Origin of the sequence: Bacteroides propionicigenes, from assembly GCF_018390535.1 — a bacterium.
Lineage (GTDB): Bacteria > Bacteroidota > Bacteroidia > Bacteroidales > Bacteroidaceae > Bacteroides > Bacteroides propionicigenes.
The window spans coordinates 28,134-50,308 of the sequence record NZ_JAHBBW010000002.1; the positions used below are offsets into that span (position 1 = coordinate 28,134).

Sequence of the window (22,175 nt, forward strand, 5' to 3'; positions counted from 1 at the left end):
TTACTTTAAGTTTTTAATCTTCGATTGGTTAGTCTCTTATAGTATTAGAATCTAAAATGGGCAAATGCACGGTTAGCTTCAGCCATTCTGTGCATATCTTCTTTACGTTTGAAAGCACCGCCTTGTTCATTAAAAGCGTCCATGATTTCAGCTGCCAGCTTGTCAGCCATAGACTTACCACCACGCTTGCGTGCAAAGATAATCAAGTTCTTCATTGAGATTGATTCCTTGCGGTCAGGGCGAATTTCAGTAGGAACTTGGAAAGTAGCTCCACCCACACGGCGAGACTTCACTTCCACTTGAGGGGTAACGTTGTCCAAAGCTTTTTTCCAGATTTCAAGAGCAGATTTCTCTTCATTCTGCATTTTATTCTTCACTGTTTCCAAAGCGGCGTAGAAGATTTCATAAGAGGTATTCTTCTTTCCGTCATACATCAAGTGGTTCACGAACTTGGAAACTTTCACATCATTAAAAACGGGATCCGGAAGGATAATACGTTTTTTAGGTTTTGCTTTTCTCATTTGTCTGAAAGAATAATGTTTTTCGTTCTTGGTTGTTTACTTCTGTCTTCTTCAACTCTCCCTCCGGAGTGTTTACTCAACCTTTAGCATTTCCAACAAACTAAAACGTAAGTTATTACTTTTAATTTTACTGTTTATAAGTTTCGGCCGCTTCAATTATTTCTTCTTAGCGGGAGCTGCCTGCCCCGGTTTCGGACGTTTAGCGCCATATTTGGAACGTCTTTGAGTACGATTGGCCACACCCGCGGTATCCAAAGTACCACGAACGATGTGATAACGCACACCCGGAAGGTCTTTCACACGACCACCGCGTACCAATACGATTGAGTGCTCTTGCAAATTATGGCCTTCTCCCGGAATGTAAGAGTTCACCTCTTTACCGTTAGTCAAACGTACACGAGCTACTTTACGCATAGCTGAATTCGGTTTTTTCGGAGTGGTTGTATACACTCTCACGCAAACGCCACGTCTTTGAGGACAAGAATCCAAGGCGGGAGACTTACTTTTCTCTACCAAAACCTCGCGTCCTTTTCTTACTAATTGCTGAATTGTAGGCATTGTAATTGTTTTTAGTTATATATTATTGTTTATATTAATTCAAAACTATACACTTTTGGGCTGCAAAGATACTAATAAGTTTTGAATAATCAATGCACTACAAGTTTTTTTTTGATTTTATGCTTCACCCTTGATGTTGGGCAGCGGAGGAAAGGGTTGCTCGTCCGGCATACGGATAGGACCGAAAGCACGTTCGTATTTACCTATATTTTCTTCGAGCGCACGCAGCAGACGTTTGGCATGTTCAGGTGCCAGCACAATACGCGACTGCACTCCGGCTTTGGGCATCCCCGGCATTACCCGTACAAAATCCATAATAAACTCTGAACTAGAATGAGTGATAATGGCAAGGTTAGCATACGTGCCTTGGGCCACTTCTTCTTTCAATTCGACTTGCAATTGTCCGTTATTATTCTCTTGATTTTCCATATTGCTATACATTATTATATGATTGAGAGACAAATATACTTCTTTCATTCAGAACACGCAAGATACTCCAGCTTAAAAGCGATTAGTCTTCGTAAAGAACAAAAAAGCACGCTTCCTCAAGTATATCAACCTGAGAGAGCGAGAACTTTATACTACCACCATACTCTCCGACTACTTTTTTGTTATACTCCTCCCCTTTTCACACAGTGCCAGCTCAGACCCTTTCTATCTTTAACGAGAACATTTCGGTGTGCATCTCCTTGATGCGCTCACTCAGTCTAAAATAATCTTACAATACCTTTCTGTGACTCCAGATTAGTTTACAAGTCTACAAATTCCATAGCATCCTCTATACGTGTAGAAGCCGAATCCAGATGCATACTGGTAGAAAGTCTAGTGTAATTATGATGGCAAAGCACTGTGTTACGGTGAAACACAACAGAAACATGACTCTCATCAGAGATTATACACCACCGATAAAGTATATGCTGAAACATTGCAAATAAAAGGAAGGACATAAAAAAGAAAGAAGAGAACCAGCGAGGATTCTCTTCTTCCATTATAAAAATCAATGATTGTATTAGCGTAGTATATTACTCCTCTACCTTATCATCCACAGCATAGTCGAGCACCGTCTTCTTGTTGGCAAGCATACGATCGTACTCTTCTTTTGAACCGACAATTACCTTGTCAAACTCACGCTGACCGGTACCAGCAGGAATCAAGTGACCGCAGATAACATTCTCTTTCATGCCTTCCAAACGGTCTACCTTACCATTGATAGCGGCTTCGTTAAGTACTTTTGTCGTTTCCTGGAAGGACGCGGCAGACATGAAGCTCGAAGTCTGCAAAGCGGCACGAGTAATACCTTGAAGAATCTGTGTAGAAGTAGCGGGCACTGCATCACGCACTGAAACGGGCTTCAAGTCGCGGCGCTTCAACATGGAGTTCTCGTCACGCAACTTACGGGCAGTAACAATCTGTCCCGGTTGCAGATTCTGGGAATCTCCGGCATCGACTACCACCTTCTTGCCCCAAATGCGGTCGTTTTCTTCCATGAATTCGAGTTTGTCCACCACCTGTTGTTCCAAGAAGCGGGTATCGCCCGGCTCGTCGATTTCAACCTTACGCATCATCTGACGAACGATAATTTCAAAGTGCTTATCGTTAATCTTCACACCCTGCAGACGGTAAACGTCCTGTACTTCGTTCACAATATATTCCTGTACGGCCGTAGGACCTTTAATAGCAAGGATGTCGGCCGGCGTAGTGGCGCCGTCGGACAACGGAGTACCGGCACGCACGTAGTCGTTTTCTTGTACCAGAATCTGTTTAGACAGCGGCACAAGGTATTTCTTAACCTCTCCGGTCTTGGAGGTAACTATAATTTCACGGTTACCACGTTTCACCTTGCCCATTGTAACTTCACCGTCGATTTCGGAAACCACAGCGGGGTTGGACGGATTACGTGCCTCGAACAACTCAGTGACACGGGGAAGACCACCCGTGATATCACCCGCCTTACCAACAGCACGCGGAATCTTCACGATTACTTCACCGGCTTTCACTTTCTGTCCGTCTTCCACTACCACGTGACCACCCACAGGGAGGTTGTAAGTACGGATAAGTTCGCCGTCCTCGGTCATGATATGCGCAGTAGGAACCTTCGTCTTGTCCTTAGACTCGATAATGATGATTTCACGCAAACCGGTAGATTCATCGGACTCTACCTTATAGGTAACGTTTTCAATAACGCCTTCAAACTCAATCTTACCGGTAGCTTCGGTAATGATAACTGCATTGAACGGGTCCCAACGGGCAATCAGCTTGCCTTTCTCTACCACTTCACCGTCGGCTGCGTAGAGTGTAGAACCATAAGGTACGTTGTGTGTAGAAAGCACGATACCAGTGTTGACATCTACGAAGCGCACTTCGGCCAAACGGCCTACTACTACCTTTGCAGGTTCACCGGCCTCGTCAATAATATCTACTGTACGGAGTTCTTCGAATTCCAAACGTGAAGGATTCTTAGCAACGATACTTGCGTTGGCAGCAATATTGGCTGCCGTACCACCAGCGTGGAACGTACGCAATGTCAACTGTGTACCCGGCTCACCAATAGACTGTGCAGCGATTACACCGACAGCTTCACCCTTCTGAACCATACGACTGGTAGCAAGGTTACGTCCGTAACACTTGGCACAAACGCCTTTCTTAGATTCGCAAGTTAATACAGAACGAATTTCAACGCTCTCAATCGGAGAGTCCTCAATCTTCTGTGCAATGGTCTCGGTGATTTCTTCACCGCCGGCAACAAGCAATTCACCGGTTGTGGGATGAACGATATCATGTACGGATACACGTCCCAAAATACGTTCGTACAACGTAGCGATTGTTTCATCGTTATTCTTCAAGGCTGTACAAACCAACCCGCGAAGCGTACCGCAGTCTTCTTCATTGATAATCACATCGTGAGATACGTCAACCAGACGACGAGTCAAATATCCTGCATCGGCTGTCTTCAAAGCGGTATCGGCAAGACCCTTACGAGCACCGTGGGTAGAGATAAAGTACTCCAACACGGAAAGCCCTTCCTTAAAGTTAGAAAGAATCGGGTTCTCAATAATCTGACCGCCTTCGGCACCTGCCTTCTGAGGTTTCGCCATCAAACCACGCATACCGGAAAGCTGACGAATCTGCTCCTTAGAACCACGGGCTCCCGAATCCAACATCATATATACGGAATTGAATCCCTGGTCGTCGCTCGAAATGGTTTTCATCAGAATGTTTGACAACTCGGAGTTTACGTGTGTCCAAATGTCAATTACCTGGTTGTAACGCTCATTGTTGGTGATGAAACCCATATTATAGTTGTTGATTACCTGCTCCACTTCTTCATAGCCCTTCTGTACCAGCGCTTCCTTCTCTTCAGGGATAATAATATCACCCAAGTTGAACGAAAGACCACCCTTAAAGGCCATCTGATAACCGAGGTTCTTGATTCCGTCGAGGAAGTCGGCTGCCTCTGCCACACCACAAACCTTAATTACGTGGCTGATGATGTCACGAAGTGACTTCTTGGAGATAATCGTATTAATGTAACCCGCTTTGGCAGGTACAATTTCGTTTACAATGACACGACCTACTGAGGTATCGTGCATCATTTTGTCTACTACATTACCGTTTTCGTCAATGTCCTTAACGATAACACTGATAGGTGCGTGGATGTCACATTTACCTTCATTATAGGCAATAAGCGCTTCTTCGGGACCATAGAAAGTAAGACCTTCACCTTTAGCACCCTTGCGCAACTTGGTAATGTAGTACAAACCGAGTACCATATCCTGTGCAGGCACTGTGATAGGCGCGCCGTTAGCAGGGTTCAAGATATTATGTGACTGAAGCATCAGCATTTGCGCTTCCAAAATAGCTTCATTGCTCAAAGGCAAGTGAACGGCCATCTGGTCACCGTCGAAGTCAGCGTTGAATGCTGTACATGCCAACGGATGTAACTGGATTGCCTTACCTTCAATCATCTTAGGCTGAAAAGCCTGAATACCCAAACGGTGAAGTGTCGGAGCACGGTTCAACAATACCGGATGTCCTTTCATTACGTGTTCCAAAATATCCCAAATAACGGGCTCCTTGCGGTCTACAATCTTCTTTGCGCTCTTCACCGTCTTCACGATGCCGCGCTCAATAAGTTTGCGGATGATGAACGGCTTGTAAAGTTCAGCTGCCATGAGTTTAGGAATACCGCACTCGCCCATACGCAATTCCGGACCTACAACGATTACGGAACGTGCTGAATAGTCGACACGCTTACCCAGCAAGTTCTGACGAAAACGTCCCTGTTTACCTTTCAAACTGTCGGAAAGTGACTTCAAAGGACGGTTGGCATCAGTTTTCACCGCACTTGATTTACGGGAGTTATCGAACAATGAGTCTACAGCTTCCTGCAACATACGTTTCTCATTACGCAAAATCACTTCGGGAGCCTTGATTTCAATCAGTCTCTTCAAGCGGTTGTTACGGATGATGACACGACGGTAAAGGTCGTTCAAGTCGGAAGTGGCAAAACGTCCTCCATCCAACGGTACCAACGGACGAAGTTCCGGCGGGATAACCGGCACGATACGCACAATCATCCATTCGGGCTTGTTGCGTCCACGTGATGCACGGAAAGACTCAACTACCTGCAACCGCTTCAAGGCTTCAGTTTTGCGCTGTTGTGAAGCATCGCTGCCCGCACGGTTACGCAGTTCATAAGACAATGAGTCGAGGTCGATGCGTGACAGCAAGTCGTAAATGGCTTCCGCACCCATCTTGGCAATAAACTTATTGGGGTCTGAATCTTCGAGGTACTGGTTATCGCTTGGCAACTTGTCCAACAAATCCAGATATTCTCCTTCTTCGAGCAAATCGAACTGTGCTACCTCGCCTTCCAAAACACCCGGCTGGATAACGACATAACGCTCGTAGTAGATAATGGCATCAAGTTTCTTGGTAGGCAATCCCAGCAAGTAACCGATTTTATTAGGAAGTGAACGGAAATACCAGATATGAGCCACCGGCACAACCAACTGGATATGTCCCATACGCTCACGACGTACTTTCTTTTCTGTTACTTCCACACCGCAACGGTCGCAGACAATGCCTTTATAACGGATACGCTTGTACTTACCGCAATGGCACTCATAATCCTTGATAGGACCGAAGATGCGCTCGCAAAACAAACCGTCACGCTCTGGCTTATACGTACGATAGTTGATGGTTTCAGGCTTTAAAACTTCACCACTCGAATTCTCAAGGATTTCTTCGGGAGAAGCCAAACCGATAGAGATTTTCGAGAAATTACTCTTTATCTTGTTATCTTTTCTAAAAGCCATACTTTTATATATAATTGATAATTGAGAATTAAAAATTGAAAAATAAACGTTGATAAGTCGGGAACTGAGAATTGAGAAGTATCATCTCCCAATTCTCAATTCTCAAATTTCAATTTATTCTAAGTTGATGCTCAAGCCTAAACCTCTCAACTCATGCAGCAATACATTCAGTGATTCGGGTATACCCGGAGCAGGCATCGGCTCACCCTTAACGATTGCTTCATAAGCCTTGGAGCGTCCGACAACATCATCAGACTTGATAGTCAGAATCTCTTGCAGGATGTGTGCTGCGCCAAATGCCTCAAGCGCCCAAACTTCCATTTCTCCGAAACGCTGACCACCAAACTGTGCCTTACCGCCCAACGGCTGTTGCGTAATAAGCGAGTACGGACCGATAGAACGCGCGTGCATCTTGTCTTCAACCATATGGCCGAGTTTCAACATATATGTCACACCTACCGTAGCCTGTTGTTCGAATGCCTCACCTGTACCACCGTCAAACAAAGTAGTCTTGCCATAGCGAGGCAGACCGGCCTTATCGGTCCATTCATTCAAATCATCCAGCGTAGCACCGTCAAAGATAGGCGTAGCAAACTTAACACCCAAATTCTTTCCGGCACGTCCCAAAACTGCCTCGAATATCTGACCGATGTTCATACGTGAAGGCACACCCAACGGGTTCAATACGATATCTACCGGAGTACCGTCCGCCAAGAACGGCATATCTTCCTGACGTACCACGCGCGAAACGATACCCTTGTTACCGTGACGACCGGCCATCTTATCACCAACACCGATTTTACGTTTCTTGGCAATGTAGACCTTAGCCATCTGAATGATACCTGCAGGCAACTCATCACCGATGGTGATAGCGAATTTCTTACGTTTCAACTCAGCATCGAGCTCTTTATATTTCTTGATGAAGTTCATCACCAATGCACGAATCAATCCGTTGGTGTGTTCATCTTTCGTCCAGTTACTCAATTGAATGGCAGTGAAATCCATGTCACTGAAGTCAGAAGCGGAGAACTTAGCACCCTTGCTGATTACTTCGGCTCCCATATAGTCCTTCACACCCTCGGATGTGTAGTTTTCAGTGAGCTTCAGGAGCTTGTTCACCAATATCTTCTTCAGGTCGGCTACCTTACCGTCAAACTCATCGTCAATCTTCGGCAGCAATGCTTTGTCCGCCAATTTAGAACTACGAGTCTTGATGACACGAGAGAACAGACGCTTGCCGATAATAACACCCTTCAAAGAGGGAGATGCCTTCAAAGAAGCGTCTTTCACATCACCGGCCTTATCACCGAAGATGGCACGAAGCAACTTTTCTTCCGGAGAAGGATCGGATTCTCCCTTCGGAGTAATCTTACCAATCAAAATGTCACCCGGCTCGATGCGGGCCCCCACACGAACGATACCATTCTCGTCGAGGTCTTTTGTGGCTTCTTCACTTACGTTAGGAATATCGGAAGTCAGCTCTTCCATACCGCGCTTCGTTTCACGAACTTCCAAAGAGTACTCTTCTACGTGTACGGAAGTCAAAAGGTCTTCGCGAACCACGCGTTCGTTCAATACGATAGCATCCTCATAGTTGTATCCCTTCCAAGGCATATAGGCAACCAACAGGTTCTTACCCAAAGCAAGCTCACCCTGTTCGGTAGAGTAACCTTCGGTAAGGATTTGTCCCTTCGTTACGCGCTGACCCTTCTCGCAAATAGGACGAAGGTCAATCGTCATATTCTGGTTGGTACGACGCCATTTAGGAATAGTATATTCTTTCAGTGCAGATTCGAAGCTTACGAACTCTTCGTCTTCCGTACGGTCGTACAGAATACGGATAGTCGTAGCATCTACGAAATCAACCACACCTTCTCCCTCGGCAGTAATCTGCGTACGAGAGTCACGTGCAAGCTGGCGTTCGATACCTGTACCTACAATCGGAGCTTCACTTTTCAACAAAGGAACTGCCTGACGCATCATGTTTGATCCCATCAACGCACGGTTAGCATCGTCATGTTCCAAGAACGGAATTAAAGATGCTGCAATAGAAGCAATCTGCTGGGGAGATACGTCCATCAATTCCACTTCATCAGGAGCTACAACCGGGTAGTCGGCATCCTGACGTGATTTTACTCTGTCGCGAACAAAAGTTCCGTCATCATTCAAAGGTGCATTACCCTGAGCAATAATCTTTTCTTCTTCTTCTTCTGCTGTGAGGTAAACCAAACCTTCATCTGAAAGGTCCACTTTTCCGTTAGCCACCTTACGGTACGGAGTCTCAATGAAACCAAGTTCATTAATTTTAGCGAACACACAGAGCGAAGAAATCAAACCGATGTTCGGACCTTCAGGCGTTTCAATCGGGCAAAGACGGCCGTAATGAGTATAGTGTACGTCACGTACCTCGAAACCGGCACGCTCACGTGACAAACCACCAGGACCCAGGGCAGACATACGACGTTTGTGAGTGATTTCGGCAAGCGGGTTGGTCTGGTCCATGAACTGTGACAGGGCATTCGTTCCGAAGAATGAGTTGATAACGGAAGAAATAGTCTTGGCGTTAATCAAGTCAATTGGAGTGAAGACTTCATTGTCACGAACGTTCATACGCTCACGGATAGTACGTGACATACGTGCCAAACCGATAGCAAACTGGTTTGACAACTGTTCGCCTACTGTACGTACACGACGGTTGCTCAAGTGGTCAATATCATCGACATCCGCTTTTGAGTTAATCAACTCAATCAGATATTTGATAATCTCAATAATATCTTCCTTGGTGAGGACACGAACGTCCATGTCAGTCGTCAAGTTCAACTTCTTGTTGATACGATAACGACCTACATCTCCCAAGTCATATCTCTTTTCTGAGAAGAACAGGTTATTGATAACCTCGCGCGCACTGGCATCATCAGCAGGATCTGCATTACGCAACTGGCGGTAGATGTAAAGCACAGCTTCTTTTTCCGAGTTACTGGGGTCCTTCTGCAGAGTATTGTATATAATGGAATAGTCAGACTGGTTCGGTTCCTCCTTATGTACAAGGATATTCTGAACACCTGACTCTAATATAATGTCAACATGTTCCGGCTCGATTACGGTTTCGCGGTCGATAACGACTTCGTTACGCTCGATAGAAACAACTTCACCGGTATCTTCGTCTACAAAATCCTCAATCCATGTTTTCAATACACGTGCCGCCAACTTACGACCTACAATCTTCTTGAGATTCGTCTTGTTCACCTTCACATCTTCTGCCAAGTTGAAGATTTCAAGAATGTCCTTATCATTCTCAAAACCGATAGCTCTCAGCAATGTGGTTACCGGCAACTTCTTCTTACGGTCGATATAGGCATACATGACATTGTTGATGTCGGTAGCAAACTCAATCCAAGAACCCTTGAACGGGATAATACGGGCTGAGTATAACTTAGTACCGTTGGCATGTACGCTCTGACCGAAGAATACACCCGGCGAACGATGAAGCTGTGATACAACAACGCGTTCCGCACCGTTGATGACGAACGTAGCCTTATCCGTCATATAAGGAATCGGACCCAGGAATACATCCTGAATAACCGTATCAAAATCTTCGTGGTCGGGGTCGGTACAATATAATTTTAATTTTGCCTTTAAGGGTACACTATAAGTAAGCCCTCGCTCTATACATTCATCTATAGTATAACGCGGCGGATCAATATAGTAGTCCAAAAACTCAAGAACAAAATTATTTCTTGTATCGGCAATGGGGAAGTTTTCAGCAAATACTTTATACAGTCCCTCGTTCTTACGTTTCTCGGGTGGGGTATCCAGTTGTAAAAAGTCTTTGAATGACTTCAATTGTACTTCCAGGAAATCCGGATATTCCAGCGGATTCTTAGTCGAAGCAAAATTAACTCTTTGATTTACAGTATTTGAAGACATCTGTTAATGGATTTGTAGAACTTAATTTTAAATATATACACAAAAAGGTAAAGAACCCTTTTCACGAAGGGTTCCTTACCGAATTACCTGATTTACAGGTTAATGTTATTTAAGTTCAACTTCAGCTCCAGCTTCTTCCAATGTTTTCTTCAATGATTCTGCTTCGTCTTTAGCCAAACCTTCTTTTACTACGCTAGGAGCACCGTCTACCATGTCTTTAGCTTCCTTCAAACCAAGACCGCAAGCTTCCTTAACGGCTTTAACTACTTGAAGTTTAGCTGAGCCAGCGCTCTTCAATACTACATCGAAAGAAGATTTTTCTTCAGCGGCAGCAGCACCACCAGCTGCAGGACCAGCAGCAACAGCAACAGCTGCAGCAGCAGGTTCAATACCGTATTCTTCTTTCAGGATAGTTGCAAGTTCATTAACTTCTTTTACTGTCAAGTTAACTAATTGTTCTGCAAAAGCTTTCAAATCTGCCATTTTTGTATGATTTTAATTGTTTAATTACTAAAATAAATTGATGTTTTTTTGTTTCCGAAGTTACGCTTCGGGACGTTCACCGAGAGTCTTGAGAACTCCGTGAATGGTGTTACCACCTGATTGCAGAGCAGAAATAACGTTCTTGGCCGGTGATTGCAGCAAGGCAACGATTTCAGCAATAACTTCATTTTTACTCTTGATACTTACGAGAGCATCCAACTGGTCAGCACCAACATAGAAGCTTTCTTCTGCATATGCAGCTTTCAATCCGGGAATACCGTTCTTAGCTTTATCTTTCAGCAATTTAGCAGGTGCATTCGCTGTGTTGCAAAACATTACAGCTGTTGTACCCTTCATGCAGTCGTAAAGCGGAGAATAATCTTCTTCCAGGCTCTCCAATGCTTTGTGAAGCAATGTGTTCTTAACTACCATCAATTTGATGTCAGCCTTGAAACATAAAGCTCTCAACGCGCTTGTATCAGCTGCGTTCATAGCAGTAGTGTCTACCAAGTAGAAGTGACCGTATTCCTTAACTGTAGCAGCAATCTGCTCAATAATCGTACTTTTATCTTCCTTTCTCATTATTACTCCGTTTTATTAGATTTCTTCTACAGATTTCGGGTCAATCTTGATACCCGCACTCATCGTGCTAGAAAGATAAATACTCTTGATATATGTACCCTTGGCTGCGGTCGGTTTCAATTTATTCAAAGTAGAGATGAATTCTTTCGCATTGTCGCGAATTTGATCAGCACTAAATGAAACTTTACCGATAGAAGTGTGAACAATACCGCTCTTATCAACCTTGAAGTCGATCTTACCTTGTTTCACTTCTTTTACAGCTTTAGCAACATCCATAGTTACAGTGCCACTCTTCGGGTTCGGCATCAGTCCACGAGGACCGAGTACACGACCGAGTGCACCAATCTTACCCATGATAGACGGCATAGTGATGATTACATCAATATCAGTCCATCCACCTTTGATCTTTTCAATATATTCGTCAAGACCAACATAGTCAGCTCCGGCTTCTTTTGCAGCAGCTTCAGCATCCGGTGTACAAAGCACCAAAACGCGTGTAACTTTACCAGTACCGTGAGGAAGTGATACAACACCTCTCACCATCTGGTTAGCCTTACGCGGGTCAACGCCCAAACGTACGTCGATATCCAGAGAAGCGTCAAATTTAGTAAAAGTAATTTCCTTTACCAACTGAGCAGCTTCTTTGAGAGAGTATGCTTTCCCTGCTTCAATTTTTTCTGCAGCCAACTTTTGATTTTTTGTCAGTTTACTCATTCTAATTGAAGTTTATTAGTTATTAACCAGGAACTCCCCTTTTACAGCGATACCCATACTACGAGCTGTACCGGCAACCATCTTCATGGCAGCTTCTACAGTGAAACAGTTTAAGTCAACCATCTTGTCCTGAGCAATCGTACGAACCTGTTCCCAAGTAATCTCGGCAACTTTCTTACGGTTAGGCTCAGCAGAACCACTCTTTACCTTAGCTACTTCAAGTAATTGAATAGCAACGGGAGGAGTCTTGATTACAAAATCGAAAGACTTATCTGCGTAGTAAGTGATAATCACAGGAAGAATCTTTCCTGCTTTGTCTTGGGTTCTGGCGTTGAATTGCTTGCAAAACTCCATGATGTTGATTCCCTTAGAACCCAGAGCAGGTCCAACGGGAGGTGATGGATTTGCCGCGCCTCCTTTAATCTGTAATTTGATTAGTCCAGCAACTTCTTTAGCCATTTTTTAATTGATTTATATATAAACATTAATGAAGAATATTACAGCGTAACACCTGTACTATTCTTTTTCTACTTGCATAAAGCCCAATTCGAGCGGAGTTTTCCGTCCGAATATCTTTACCATGACCTTCAGTTTCTTCTTCTCGGTGTTCACTTCTTCAATGATTCCACTGAATCCACTGAACGGACCGTAATTCACCTTTACAGTCTCGCCGACTACATACGGGATATTCAGTTCTTCACCGGCATCCTGTAATTCATCAACTGTACCAAGTATACGATTCACTTCTGACTGTCTCAGAGGAACGGGTTTTTCCGAACCACCCAAGAACCCTATCACATTAGGAGTATTTCTCAGATGATGAGCTACCTCACCCACCAGAGCAGCCTCCACCAAAACGTAACCAGGGAGATAACTTCTCTCTTTCACAATTTTCTTACCATTGCGAACCTGATATACCTTTTCGGTAGGAATCAATACCTGAGATACATAATCACCAAGGTCGCTGTTTTTAATGTCAGCTTCAAGGTATTCCTTTACCTTAGCTTCTTTTCCGCTAATAGCACGCAGAACGTACCATTTCTTTTCAATCTCAGACATTTCTCCTTCTTTTTAATGTGGATAAACAAATTCCATTAAATGTTGGAAACAGAAGTCCATCGCAAACACTACCAATGCAATAAGCAGGGAAGCATATAAAACAACTACTGCACTGTTAGCAAGTTCAGAATACGTAGGCCACGACACTTTATGAACAAGTTCGTCGTAAGTTTCTTTAAAATAAGCTACTATCTTCTTCATTTCAAAAATATTAGCACGGGAGGAGAGGCTCGAACTCCCGACACCCGGTTTTGGAGACCGGTGCTCTACCAACTGAGCTACTCCCGTGTGAACATAATCAGTTCCCAGCAATACCGGGAACTGATTAAGATATTTGGTTATTAGTCGAGAATTTCAGTAATCTGACCAGAACCTACTGTACGACCACCTTCACGGATAGCGAAACGCAAACCTACGTTCAATGCTACCGGGTAGATCAATTCTACAGTGATTTCTACGTTATCACCAGGCATTACCATTTCAGTTCCTTCCGGAAGAGTGATTTCACCTGTACAGTCCATAGTACGCAAATAGAACTGAGGACGGTATTTGTTGTGGAACGGAGTGTGACGACCACCTTCTTCTTTCTTCAAAACGTAGATAGAAGCTTTGAATTTAGAGTGAGGCTTAATCTGACCCGGTTTACAAAGAACCATACCACGTTTGATTTCGTTCTTGTCGATACCACGGAGCAACAAACCTACGTTGTCACCAGCTTCACCTTGATCCAACAGTTTGCGGAACATTTCAACACCAGTTACAACTGATTTCTTATCTTCACCCAAACCAAGGATTTCAACTTCGTCACCTACATGGATAATACCAGCTTCGATACGACCAGTAGCAACAGTACCACGACCAGTGATTGAGAATACGTCTTCAACCGGCATCAAGAACGGTTTATCAACGTCACGCGGAGGCAATGGAATCCAAGTGTCGCAAGCGTCCATCAATTCCATAACTTTTTCTTCCCACTTTTCAACACCGTTCAATGCGCCAAGAGCAGAACCTTGAATGAAAGGAGTGTTGTCGCCATCGAATTCGTAAGCTGAAAGCAGTTCACGCATTTCCATTTCAACGAGTTCCAACATTTCAGGGTCATCTACCATATCGCACTTGTTCATGAATACAACCAGTCTGGGAACGTTTACCTGACGAGCCAACAGGATGTGTTCGCGAGTCTGAGGCATCGGACCATCAGTTGCAGCAACTACGATGATAGCACCGTCCATCTGAGCTGCACCAGTTACCATGTTCTTAACGTAGTCGGCGTGACCCGGACAGTCTACGTGAGCGTAGTGACGGTTAGCAGTTTCATACTCAACGTGTGAAGTATTGATAGTAATACCTCTTTCCTTTTCTTCAGGAGCGTTGTCAATCTGATCGAATGATTTTACTTCAGAAAAACCTTTTTTGCCCAACACTGTAGTGATAGCAGCAGTCAACGTGGTTTTACCGTGGTCTACGTGACCAATTGTACCAATGTTTACGTGCGGTTTGGTACGTTCGAATTTCTCTTTAGCCATAGCTTTACTTGTTATTTATTTGATTAATAATCAGCTTTTACATCTTTATGAGCTGTTACCGGGACTTGAACCCGGGACCTCTTCCTTACCAAGGAAGTGCTCTACCGCTGAGCTATAACAGCAGGGAAACCGGAGTTGTGGGCAAAGATGGATTCGAACCACCGAAGGCGTAAGCCAGCAGATTTACAGTCTGCCCCATTTGGCCACTCTGGTATTTGCCCAATATATAGAACTCTTTTTCCCTCTACCGGAATCCTCGTAAGACATCTTTTAAAGTCTTTCGACGATAATTCACTTTCTTTTGAGCCTCTTGTCGGATTCGAACCAACGACCCCGAGATTACAAATCACGTGCTCTGGCCAACTGAGCTAAAGAGGCAGGCTTAAAAAATGCAACCGTAACGTTCTAGTGCGAGCGAAACGGCTGCAAATTTAGGCATTTATTTTTTACCCGCAAAATTTTAGCGGAATTTTATTTGCTCCGTTGTTTTTCCTTGTACTTAACCAGTTGTTTTTCCAAAGCTTCCAGACAAAGATCCACAGCTTCTTCAAACGTATCACAAACCTTATTGGCATAAAGTTCACCGTTGGGAACCAATACTTTCACTCCGGCTTCTTTATTTTCGGCTGTTTCCGGTTTAACTACCTTTAATGACACCTCTACTTTCTCTATATCGTCGTAAAATTTCTCCAACTTGGCAGCCTTTTTCTGAATAAAAGCCTGCAATTGCTCTGACGCATCAAAGTGAATCGATTGAATTCTAACTATCATACTTACCTCCTTTTCTTTAGGCCCGAGGATGAGCCTGATTATACACTTTTTTAAGCTCTTCAAAAGTAGTATGCGTATAAACTTCCGTAGTCGCCAGGCTTTCGTGTCCGAGCAGCTCTTTTATCGAGCCTAAATCAGCACCGTTATTCAGCATAGCCGTTGCAAAGGTATGCCTCAACACATGGGGACTTCTTTTCTTTACAGTTACTACTTTTGACAGGTTCCGTTTCACAATATTTGCTACGATACTACGAGTAAGCCGTTCACCGTTCTTTCGAAGAAAAAAAGCATCCGAACGAACCGGAAACGTTTCATTCCGTACATTGACATATTCCCGTATAGAGCACTCCAACTCCTTATCAAAAGGTATCAGACGTTGTTTATTTCGTTTTCCCGTCACTTTAATAAGGGAAGCTGAAAAATCAATATCTTTATCATCCAACCCGATTAATTCCGAAAGCCGTATGCCGGTTGCATAAAACATTTCGATAATCATACGGTCGCGACACCCCTCAAATCCTTCCCCAAAGTCCATATCATCCAATAACCTATCCAATTCACCCTCCCTCAAAAAAGTCGGAAGCGGCTTCTTTTTCTTCGGCCCCGTTATTTTCCGTAACGGATCCAGCTCCACCTCCCCCTTTCGCAAAAGGTATTTATAATAAGTACGGATAGAACTCAACTTTCGGTTTATCGTATTAGAAGCACAGCCTTTATCCATCAAGGAAGTAATCCATTCACGAACAAGCCCCGCATCCACATCCGACGGAGTTAAATCTCCCAACAATTCTTCACCAAACTTCTGCAGTTCAAGAATATCTGCCTGATAGTACCTTACGGTACCTTTGGAATAGTTCCGTTCATACAGAAGATAATCAAGAAAAGAATCTGTCAACAACATATCGTTACATCTAAATCATGCAACGAATGTATGAAAAAGAATCCAATAATTCAAAGGAAATTACGAATTATTAATCTTCTACTTGTTGAAGTTGCTGAACGTAAACTGCACGTTCTTTCTTAAGTCTTTTAGTTACAGACGGTTTATCAAACTGTTGTCTGCTTCTCAACTCTTTAACGATACCAGTTTTTTCAAATTTTCTTTTAAATTTCTTCAGCGCTTTTTCAATGTTTTCGCCTTCTTTTACAGGTACTACAATCATTTTTTTGTTTTTAAAATTTAATGGTTTATAAAATCTCACGATCAAATTGAGCGGCAAAATTACACATACTTTCTTTATTCACAAAACTTTCGGCGAAAAAAACGATAATCCCAATACAAAATATCCGCCTTTCTTTCTGAATCTACTCCATAATTAAAGTAAAGTGAGTATCTTTGAAAGCACTTACCAACACCTTATATAATATGAACTCAACAATAAACGAACGTATTTCCGCCCTACGGGCGCACATCGCCAAAGAAGATATACAGGCGTTCATTATTCCAAGTACAGACCCTCACCTTAGTGAATACGTAGCGCCACACTGGCAGTCGAGAGAGTGGATTTCAGGTTTTACAGGTTCTGCGGGCACGGTAGTTGTCACGGCGCAAGAGGCCGGTTTGTGGACAGATTCCCGCTATTTCCTCCAAGCTGCCCGGCAAATAGAGGGAACCGGCATCACATTATTTAAAGAGATGCTGCCCGAGACACCGAGTATTCCCACATTCCTGAGTTCACAGCTGAAGGAAGGCGATACTGTGGGCATAGACGGGAAAATGTTCTCTGCCAGTGAAGTGCAACACCTGCAACGGGAACTGGAGAAAAGCGGTATCCGTGTAAAAAGCATTGCCGACCCCATGCAACTGTTATGGAGCGACCGGCCGGCAATGCCGTTGGCTCCGGCATTTGTTTACGACACGAGGTATGCGGGCAGGAGTTTTACGGAAAAGCTGTCGACTATCCGGAAAGAGATGGGAAAAGCGGGTGCAGAGGCCTTACTGCTGCCAGCGCTGGACGAGATAGCCTGGCTACTCAACATCCGGGGAAATGACGTACATTGCAACCCGGTTGTCGTGAGTTATCTGCTGATTGGGGAATACGAAGTACATTACTTCATCCAACCGCAAAAGGTCACATCCGAACTGGCTTCATATTTTAACGCAAACGGCATTTCCGTACACGCATACGAAGAAATTGAAGATTACCTCAACAACTTTAATGCGAAAAGCATACTGGTAAATCCCGCAAAAACAAATTATGCTATCCATTCGGCCATCCACCCCGGATGCCGGATAATTAGCGGGGCATCGCCTGTCACTCTGCTGAAAGCCATTCGCAACGAACAGGAGATAACGGGGATTCACGCAGCGATGCAAAGAGACGGTGTAGCATTGGTAAAGTTTCTGAAATGGCTGGAAGAAGCCGTTCCTACGGGTCGGGAGACAGAAATCAGTGTAGACAGAAAGCTGCACGCCTTCCGGGCTGCGCAACCGCTCTACATGGGAGAGAGTTTCGATACGATTGCCGGCTACAAAGAACACGGAGCCATCGTCCACTATGAAGCCACGCCCGAAACGGATGTGACGCTAAAGCCGGAAGGTTTCCTGCTGCTGGACTCCGGAGCGCAATATCTGGACGGGACAACGGACATTACCCGCACTATCGCTCTCGGCAATCTGACGGAGGAAGAAAAGACCGATTACACCTTAATATTAAAAGGACATATCGCACTGGCAATGGCTGTATTCCCCGAAGGCACTCGCGGAGCGCAACTGGATGCACTGGCACGTATGCCGATATGGAAGCAACACATGAACTATCTGCATGGAACCGGCCACGGAGTGGGACATTTCCTCAACGTGCACGAAGGTCCGCAAAGCATCCGGATGAACGAGAACCCCGTTGCCTTGCAACCGGGTATGGTTACTTCCAACGAACCCGGTGTGTACAAAGCCGGAAGTCACGGCATCCGCACCGAAAACCTGTTGCTGACCGTTCCTGCCGGCGAAGGTATGTTCAGCAACTATCTGAAGTTTGAAACCATCACCCTATGCCCCATCTGCCAGAAAGGTATCATCAAAGAACTGCTGACAACAGAAGAAATCGAATGGCTAAATGAGTATCACCGGACTGTATACGAGAAACTGGCACCGGACTTGAACAATGAGGAAAGAGAATGGTTGAAAGAAGCGTGCAAACCATTAATCACTAACCGCTAATCACTTAATAAAATGGCTTTAATAAAATCAGTAAGAGGATTCACTCCGGAAATCGGAGAAAACTGTTTTTTAGCTGACAACGCTGTTGTCATCGGAGATGTAAAAATGGGACGGGATTGCAGCATTTGGTTCAGTACCGTATTGCGGGGAGACGTCAACTCCATCCGTATCGGAAACGGCGTAAACATTCAGGACGGAAGCGTGCTGCACACCTTATACGAGAAATCTACAATCGAGATAGGAGACCACGTTTCCGTGGGACACAATGTAACCATTCACGGAGCTACCATCAAAGACTATGCACTCGTAGGTATGGGCTCCACCATTCTGGACCATGCCGTAGTAGGCGAAGGCGCTATTGTAGCCGCCGGTTCATTGGTGCTCAGCAATACCGTAATAGAACCGGGAAGCATTTGGGGCGGCGTACCTGCCAAGTTCATCAAGAAGGTAGACCCTGAACAGGCTAAGGAATTGAATCAGAAAATTGCTCACAACTATCTGATGTACTCAAATTGGTACAAGGAATAAGACGCTCCGGCCGTTTACTAAAACTCCGCCGACGATTTAGTAAATCGTCGGCGGAGTTTTAGTAAATCGTCGGTAAAGTTTTAGTAAATCTTTGAGGAGGGTTTACCTGCCCGTTTCAAAACACAAAAAGAGAAGTAAGAACGGACTTAAAAATTTATCATGCTCAGCACCTTATCCGTTGCTCCGGCATTATCGGTGACGTAAGCTCCGGCATTCATTCCGGCTTCACGAAGAAAGACTTCATCTTCCAGCATACGGTCGAGCAATGTTTTCAACTCCTCATAGTTCTTGATAGAGAACCCGCCCTTCGCTTCCAAAAGATGGACAGCTTCCTGAAACTTCTGATATTTCGGGCCGAAGATTACCGGAATGCCATACACCGCAGCTTCCAGCGTATTATGAATGCCTACTCCGAAACCACCGCCGATATAGGCAATCTCCCCATAGCGGTAGATAGAAGAAAGCAGCCCGAAACAGTCTATAATCAAACAATCCGCCTTACGGACATTCTTCTCATCCGCACGAGTGTATCGCACATACGGCCGTTGCAGTTTACGGATAATCTCCACCAAATGATTTTCATCGATTACGTGCGGAGCAATAATCAGCTTCACTTCCGGATGCCGGTTAAAGTATTCGATAAACAAATCCTCGTCGGGTTGCCAGGAACTTCCGGCAACAAAAGTCATTGTATTATTCTTGAACAGCTCAACCAGCGGCAGGTCCTTAGCCTCTTCCCGAATTTGAAGTACACGGTCGAAGCGGGTATCGCCCACCACAGTCACCCGATTGATGCCGATTTTAGACAGATAGCGTTTGGAACGTTCATTCTGCACAAATATATGGTCGAAATTACGCAGCACGTTTCTATACGTTCCGCCATACCATTTAAAGAAAACCTGCCCGCGACGGAAGATGGAAGACACGCTATAAACAGGGATACGACGCTTGTGCAACTCATCCAGATAGTTTTTCCAAAACTCATACTTGATGAAGAATGCCATGCAGGGATTCACCAAGTCGAGGAACTTCTTTACATTACGCGGCTTGTCGAAAGGCAGGTAGCAAACAATATCCGCCCCCCGGTAATTCTTACGCACTTCGTAGCCCGACGGCGAAAAGAATGTCAGCAAAATACGATAATCGGGATATTTGGCACGTATCTTCTCCATCAACGGACGTCCCTGTTCAAACTCGCCCAGAGAGGCTGCGTGGAACCAGATGTAACGCGCATCCTTCTCCAACTGTTGCCGGAGAAGTTCGTACACCACCCAGTGCCCCTTCATCATCTTCCGCGGCTTGCGGCTGAAAGGGGCAGCCAGATGCACTACAATATCGTAGATTATTATTGCTAAATTATAAAGCATACTACCTCAATTAAGAATGAAGAATGAAGGATTAAGAATGAAAACCGTATGACAAGAAATCCTTCATTCTTGATTATTTATTTCAATGTTTCGATAGCACGCTGAATGCGGGAAAGCGTTTCTTCCTTGCCCAGCAACGCAGTTATATCAAACATATGCGGTCCCTTGCACTCGCCCACCACTGCCAGACGGAAGGCATTCATCACATTGCCCATGTGATATTCCTTTTCCGTAATCCAGCCGATTACAATATCTTCCGACGGTTTTGACGAGAAATCCTCAATGCCGCGAAGCACTTCCATCAACTCTGTCATGATGCGCGGAGTATCTTCCGACCAACGCTTCTTCACATCCTTCTCGGCATATTGACGAGGAGCGACAAAAAAGAAGCGGGTTTGCTCCCACAACTCTTTTACAAAGTTGACGCGTCCCTTTACCAAAGAGACTACCGTAGTAAGGAATGTATCGCTGTATGCTTCTGGGTCTACGCCATTATCTTTCAGCACCGGTTTGAAAAGTTCAGCAAGTTCTTCATCCGATTTTTGAAGAATATATTCATGATTGAACCAGATACCTTTCTTATAGTCGAACTTAGCGCCCGACTTGCTGCAATGGCTCAGATTGAACAGTTTCACAAGCTCGTCCATCGACATCAGTTCCTGGTCGTTGCCCGGATTCCAGCCCAGCAAGGCAAGGAAGTTGATAACAGCCTCGGGCAGATAACCCGATTCGCGATAGCCCGAAGACACCTCACCCGACTTGGGGTCGTGCCATTCCAACGGGAATACCGGGAAACCGAGACGGTCACCGTCGCGCTTGCTGAGTTTGCCGTTGCCTTCGGGCTTCAGCAACAACGGCAGATGCGCGAAAGCCGGCATCGTATCTTCCCAGCCGAAAGCACGATACAACAGCACGTGCAACGGAGCGGAAGGCAGCCATTCCTCACCGCGGATAACGTGAGAAACTTCCATCAAATGGTCGTCCACGATATTTGCCAAATGGTAGGTAGGCAGTTCGTCTGCCGATTTATAAAGAACTTTATCGTCAAGGATAGACGAGTTTATCACTACTTCACCGCGAATCAAGTCGTTCACATGCACATCTTCATTCGGCTCTATCTTGAAGCGGACTACATATTGTTTGCCCTCTGCAATCAGCGCATCCACTTCCTCTTTGGAAAGCGTCAACGAATTGCGCATCTGCATACGCGTAGAGGCATCATACTGGAAATTGGCTATCTCCGCACGCTTGGCATCCAGCTCTTCCGGAGTATCAAAAGCGATGTAAGCCTTGCCGGCATCCAACAGCACCTGCACGTACTTCTTGTATATTTCACGACGTTCGGACTGACGGTACGGACCATGCTCACCGCCAAAGCTGACTCCTTCATCAAAAGGAATGCCCAGCCACTTGAAAGACTCCAATATGTATTCTTCCGCTCCCGGCACAAACCGGTTAGAATCAGTATCTTCAATACGGAAAATTAAATCTCCTCCATGCTGACGCGCAAAGAGATAATTATATAACGCAGTACGCACACCGCCGATGTGCAACGCCCCCGTAGGACTTGGGGCAAAACGGACTCTGACTTTTCTTTCTGTCATAATCTATCTTACTTATAAATAAATTAGACGGCAAAATTAAACCTTTTTTTCCATACT

Annotated in this window: 19 protein-coding genes and 4 tRNA genes; 2 read left to right on the forward strand and 21 right to left on the reverse strand. The window is 44.8% G+C overall.

Features of this window, described 5'->3' with window-relative positions:
* Positions 1-44 precede the first annotated feature (44 nt).
* The 19 genes from rpsG to rpsU form a co-directional block, all read right to left on the reverse strand.
* Positions 45-521, reverse strand: coding sequence for a 30S ribosomal protein S7 (gene rpsG, locus KG118_RS02915; RefSeq protein ID WP_005656559.1), 477 nt, complete (start codon positions 519-521; stop codon positions 45-47).
* A 156-nt stretch (positions 522-677) separates the two neighbouring features.
* Positions 678-1,079, reverse strand: coding sequence for a 30S ribosomal protein S12 (gene rpsL, locus KG118_RS02920; protein WP_004291249.1), 402 nt, complete (start codon positions 1,077-1,079; stop codon positions 678-680).
* Positions 1,080-1,196: 117 nt separating this feature from the next.
* Entirely contained in the window at positions 1,197-1,508 is a 312-nt protein-coding gene (locus tag KG118_RS02925) for a DUF3467 domain-containing protein (RefSeq protein WP_117710580.1), read from the reverse strand.
* 593 nt (positions 1,509-2,101) lie between these two features.
* Positions 2,102-6,397, reverse strand: a complete 4,296-nt coding sequence (gene rpoC, locus KG118_RS02930) for a DNA-directed RNA polymerase subunit beta' (protein ID WP_117710313.1) — start codon at positions 6,395-6,397, stop codon at positions 2,102-2,104.
* Between the two features lie 114 nt (positions 6,398-6,511).
* Positions 6,512-10,324: a DNA-directed RNA polymerase subunit beta gene (gene rpoB / locus KG118_RS02935; protein ID WP_117710314.1), complete on the reverse strand. Its 3,813-nt coding sequence runs from the start codon at positions 10,322-10,324 to the stop codon at positions 6,512-6,514.
* A gap of 105 nt (positions 10,325-10,429) precedes the next feature.
* Entirely contained in the window at positions 10,430-10,807 is a 378-nt protein-coding gene (gene rplL / locus KG118_RS02940) for a 50S ribosomal protein L7/L12 (RefSeq protein WP_117710315.1), read from the reverse strand.
* Positions 10,808-10,867: 60 nt separating this feature from the next.
* The gene (gene rplJ, locus KG118_RS02945) at positions 10,868-11,389 is read right to left on the reverse strand and encodes a 50S ribosomal protein L10 (protein ID WP_009122244.1); all 522 of its coding nucleotides are present in this window, start codon (positions 11,387-11,389) and stop codon (positions 10,868-10,870) included.
* Between the two features lie 15 nt (positions 11,390-11,404).
* The gene (gene rplA, locus KG118_RS02950; RefSeq protein WP_005656564.1) at positions 11,405-12,103 is read right to left on the reverse strand and encodes a 50S ribosomal protein L1; all 699 of its coding nucleotides are present in this window, start codon (positions 12,101-12,103) and stop codon (positions 11,405-11,407) included.
* A gap of 15 nt (positions 12,104-12,118) precedes the next feature.
* Entirely contained in the window at positions 12,119-12,562 is a 444-nt protein-coding gene (gene rplK, locus KG118_RS02955) for a 50S ribosomal protein L11 (protein WP_213388346.1), read from the reverse strand.
* A 57-nt stretch (positions 12,563-12,619) separates the two neighbouring features.
* Positions 12,620-13,162 (reverse strand): transcription termination/antitermination protein NusG, encoded by a 543-nt coding sequence (gene nusG / locus KG118_RS02960; protein WP_004291287.1) that lies wholly within the window; start codon positions 13,160-13,162, stop codon positions 12,620-12,622.
* 12 nt (positions 13,163-13,174) lie between these two features.
* On the reverse strand, positions 13,175-13,363 hold the full coding sequence (gene secE, locus KG118_RS02965; RefSeq protein WP_117710316.1) for a preprotein translocase subunit SecE: 189 nt from the start codon (positions 13,361-13,363) through the stop codon (positions 13,175-13,177).
* Positions 13,364-13,377: 14 nt separating this feature from the next.
* Positions 13,378-13,450 (reverse strand) — tRNA-Trp (locus tag KG118_RS02970).
* A gap of 53 nt (positions 13,451-13,503) precedes the next feature.
* Entirely contained in the window at positions 13,504-14,688 is a 1,185-nt protein-coding gene (gene tuf, locus KG118_RS02975) for an elongation factor Tu (protein WP_117710317.1), read from the reverse strand.
* Between the two features lie 50 nt (positions 14,689-14,738).
* Positions 14,739-14,810: transfer RNA gene (locus KG118_RS02980), tRNA-Thr, on the reverse strand.
* A 16-nt stretch (positions 14,811-14,826) separates the two neighbouring features.
* Positions 14,827-14,909, reverse strand: a tRNA-Tyr gene (locus KG118_RS02985).
* Between the two features lie 83 nt (positions 14,910-14,992).
* Positions 14,993-15,066: transfer RNA gene (locus KG118_RS02990), tRNA-Thr, on the reverse strand.
* Positions 15,067-15,159: 93 nt separating this feature from the next.
* Positions 15,160-15,459: a ribosome hibernation-promoting factor, HPF/YfiA family gene (gene hpf, locus KG118_RS02995; protein WP_005656567.1), complete on the reverse strand. Its 300-nt coding sequence runs from the start codon at positions 15,457-15,459 to the stop codon at positions 15,160-15,162.
* A 16-nt stretch (positions 15,460-15,475) separates the two neighbouring features.
* Positions 15,476-16,360 (reverse strand): site-specific tyrosine recombinase/integron integrase, encoded by an 885-nt coding sequence (gene xerA, locus KG118_RS03000; protein WP_117710318.1) that lies wholly within the window; start codon positions 16,358-16,360, stop codon positions 15,476-15,478.
* Between the two features lie 70 nt (positions 16,361-16,430).
* Positions 16,431-16,622 carry a 30S ribosomal protein S21 gene (gene rpsU / locus KG118_RS03005; protein WP_002558090.1) on the reverse strand — a complete coding sequence of 64 codons (192 nt, stop codon included), beginning with the start codon at positions 16,620-16,622 and terminating at the stop codon, positions 16,431-16,433.
* A gap of 203 nt (positions 16,623-16,825) precedes the next feature.
* Between rpsU and KG118_RS03010 the strand changes: the two genes are divergently transcribed.
* Positions 16,826-18,619 carry an aminopeptidase P family protein gene (locus tag KG118_RS03010; protein ID WP_117710319.1) on the forward strand — a complete coding sequence of 598 codons (1,794 nt, stop codon included), beginning with the start codon at positions 16,826-16,828 and terminating at the stop codon, positions 18,617-18,619.
* 12 nt (positions 18,620-18,631) lie between these two features.
* Positions 18,632-19,147 carry a gamma carbonic anhydrase family protein gene (locus tag KG118_RS03015; RefSeq protein WP_117710320.1) on the forward strand — a complete coding sequence of 172 codons (516 nt, stop codon included), beginning with the start codon at positions 18,632-18,634 and terminating at the stop codon, positions 19,145-19,147.
* Between the two features lie 146 nt (positions 19,148-19,293).
* Here the strand turns inward: KG118_RS03015 and KG118_RS03020 are convergent, their stop codons facing one another.
* Both KG118_RS03020 and gltX read right to left on the reverse strand, forming a co-directional pair.
* A complete protein-coding gene (locus KG118_RS03020; RefSeq protein WP_117710321.1) occupies positions 19,294-20,514 on the reverse strand; it encodes a 3-deoxy-D-manno-octulosonic acid transferase in 1,221 nt (406 codons plus the stop codon).
* A 77-nt stretch (positions 20,515-20,591) separates the two neighbouring features.
* Positions 20,592-22,118 (reverse strand): glutamate--tRNA ligase, encoded by a 1,527-nt coding sequence (gene gltX / locus KG118_RS03025; RefSeq protein ID WP_117710322.1) that lies wholly within the window; start codon positions 22,116-22,118, stop codon positions 20,592-20,594.
* Positions 22,119-22,175: the final 57 nt, after the last annotated feature.

Bases quoted from the DNA above. Each gene is read 5' to 3' on its own strand.
- tuf (WP_117710317.1), bottom strand. From the start codon at position 14,688: ATGGCTAAAGAGAAATTCGAACGTACCAAACCGCACGTAAACATTGGT.
- rpsG (WP_005656559.1), bottom strand. From the start codon at position 521: ATGAGAAAAGCAAAACCTAAAAAACGTATTATCCTTCCGGATCCCGTT.
- rpsL (WP_004291249.1), bottom strand. From the start codon at position 1,079: ATGCCTACAATTCAGCAATTAGTAAGAAAAGGACGCGAGGTTTTGGTA.
- rplA (WP_005656564.1), bottom strand. From the start codon at position 12,103: ATGAGTAAACTGACAAAAAATCAAAAGTTGGCTGCAGAAAAAATTGAA.
- rpoB (WP_117710314.1), bottom strand. From the start codon at position 10,324: ATGTCTTCAAATACTGTAAATCAAAGAGTTAATTTTGCTTCGACTAAG.
- gltX (WP_117710322.1), bottom strand. From the start codon at position 22,118: ATGACAGAAAGAAAAGTCAGAGTCCGTTTTGCCCCAAGTCCTACGGGG.
- KG118_RS02925 (WP_117710580.1), bottom strand. From the start codon at position 1,508: ATGGAAAATCAAGAGAATAATAACGGACAATTGCAAGTCGAATTGAAA.
- hpf (WP_005656567.1), bottom strand. From the start codon at position 15,459: ATGATAGTTAGAATTCAATCGATTCACTTTGATGCGTCAGAGCAATTG.
- xerA (WP_117710318.1), bottom strand. From the start codon at position 16,360: ATGTTGTTGACAGATTCTTTTCTTGATTATCTTCTGTATGAACGGAAC.
- KG118_RS03015 (WP_117710320.1), top strand. From the start codon at position 18,632: ATGGCTTTAATAAAATCAGTAAGAGGATTCACTCCGGAAATCGGAGAA.
- rplL (WP_117710315.1), bottom strand. From the start codon at position 10,807: ATGGCAGATTTGAAAGCTTTTGCAGAACAATTAGTTAACTTGACAGTA.
- rplJ (WP_009122244.1), bottom strand. From the start codon at position 11,389: ATGAGAAAGGAAGATAAAAGTACGATTATTGAGCAGATTGCTGCTACA.
- KG118_RS03010 (WP_117710319.1), top strand. From the start codon at position 16,826: ATGAACTCAACAATAAACGAACGTATTTCCGCCCTACGGGCGCACATC.
- secE (WP_117710316.1), bottom strand. From the start codon at position 13,363: ATGAAGAAGATAGTAGCTTATTTTAAAGAAACTTACGACGAACTTGTT.
- rpsU (WP_002558090.1), bottom strand. From the start codon at position 16,622: ATGATTGTAGTACCTGTAAAAGAAGGCGAAAACATTGAAAAAGCGCTG.
- rplK (WP_213388346.1), bottom strand. From the start codon at position 12,562: ATGGCTAAAGAAGTTGCTGGACTAATCAAATTACAGATTAAAGGAGGC.
- nusG (WP_004291287.1), bottom strand. From the start codon at position 13,162: ATGTCTGAGATTGAAAAGAAATGGTACGTTCTGCGTGCTATTAGCGGA.
- KG118_RS03020 (WP_117710321.1), bottom strand. From the start codon at position 20,514: ATGCTTTATAATTTAGCAATAATAATCTACGATATTGTAGTGCATCTG.
- rpoC (WP_117710313.1), bottom strand. From the start codon at position 6,397: ATGGCTTTTAGAAAAGATAACAAGATAAAGAGTAATTTCTCGAAAATC.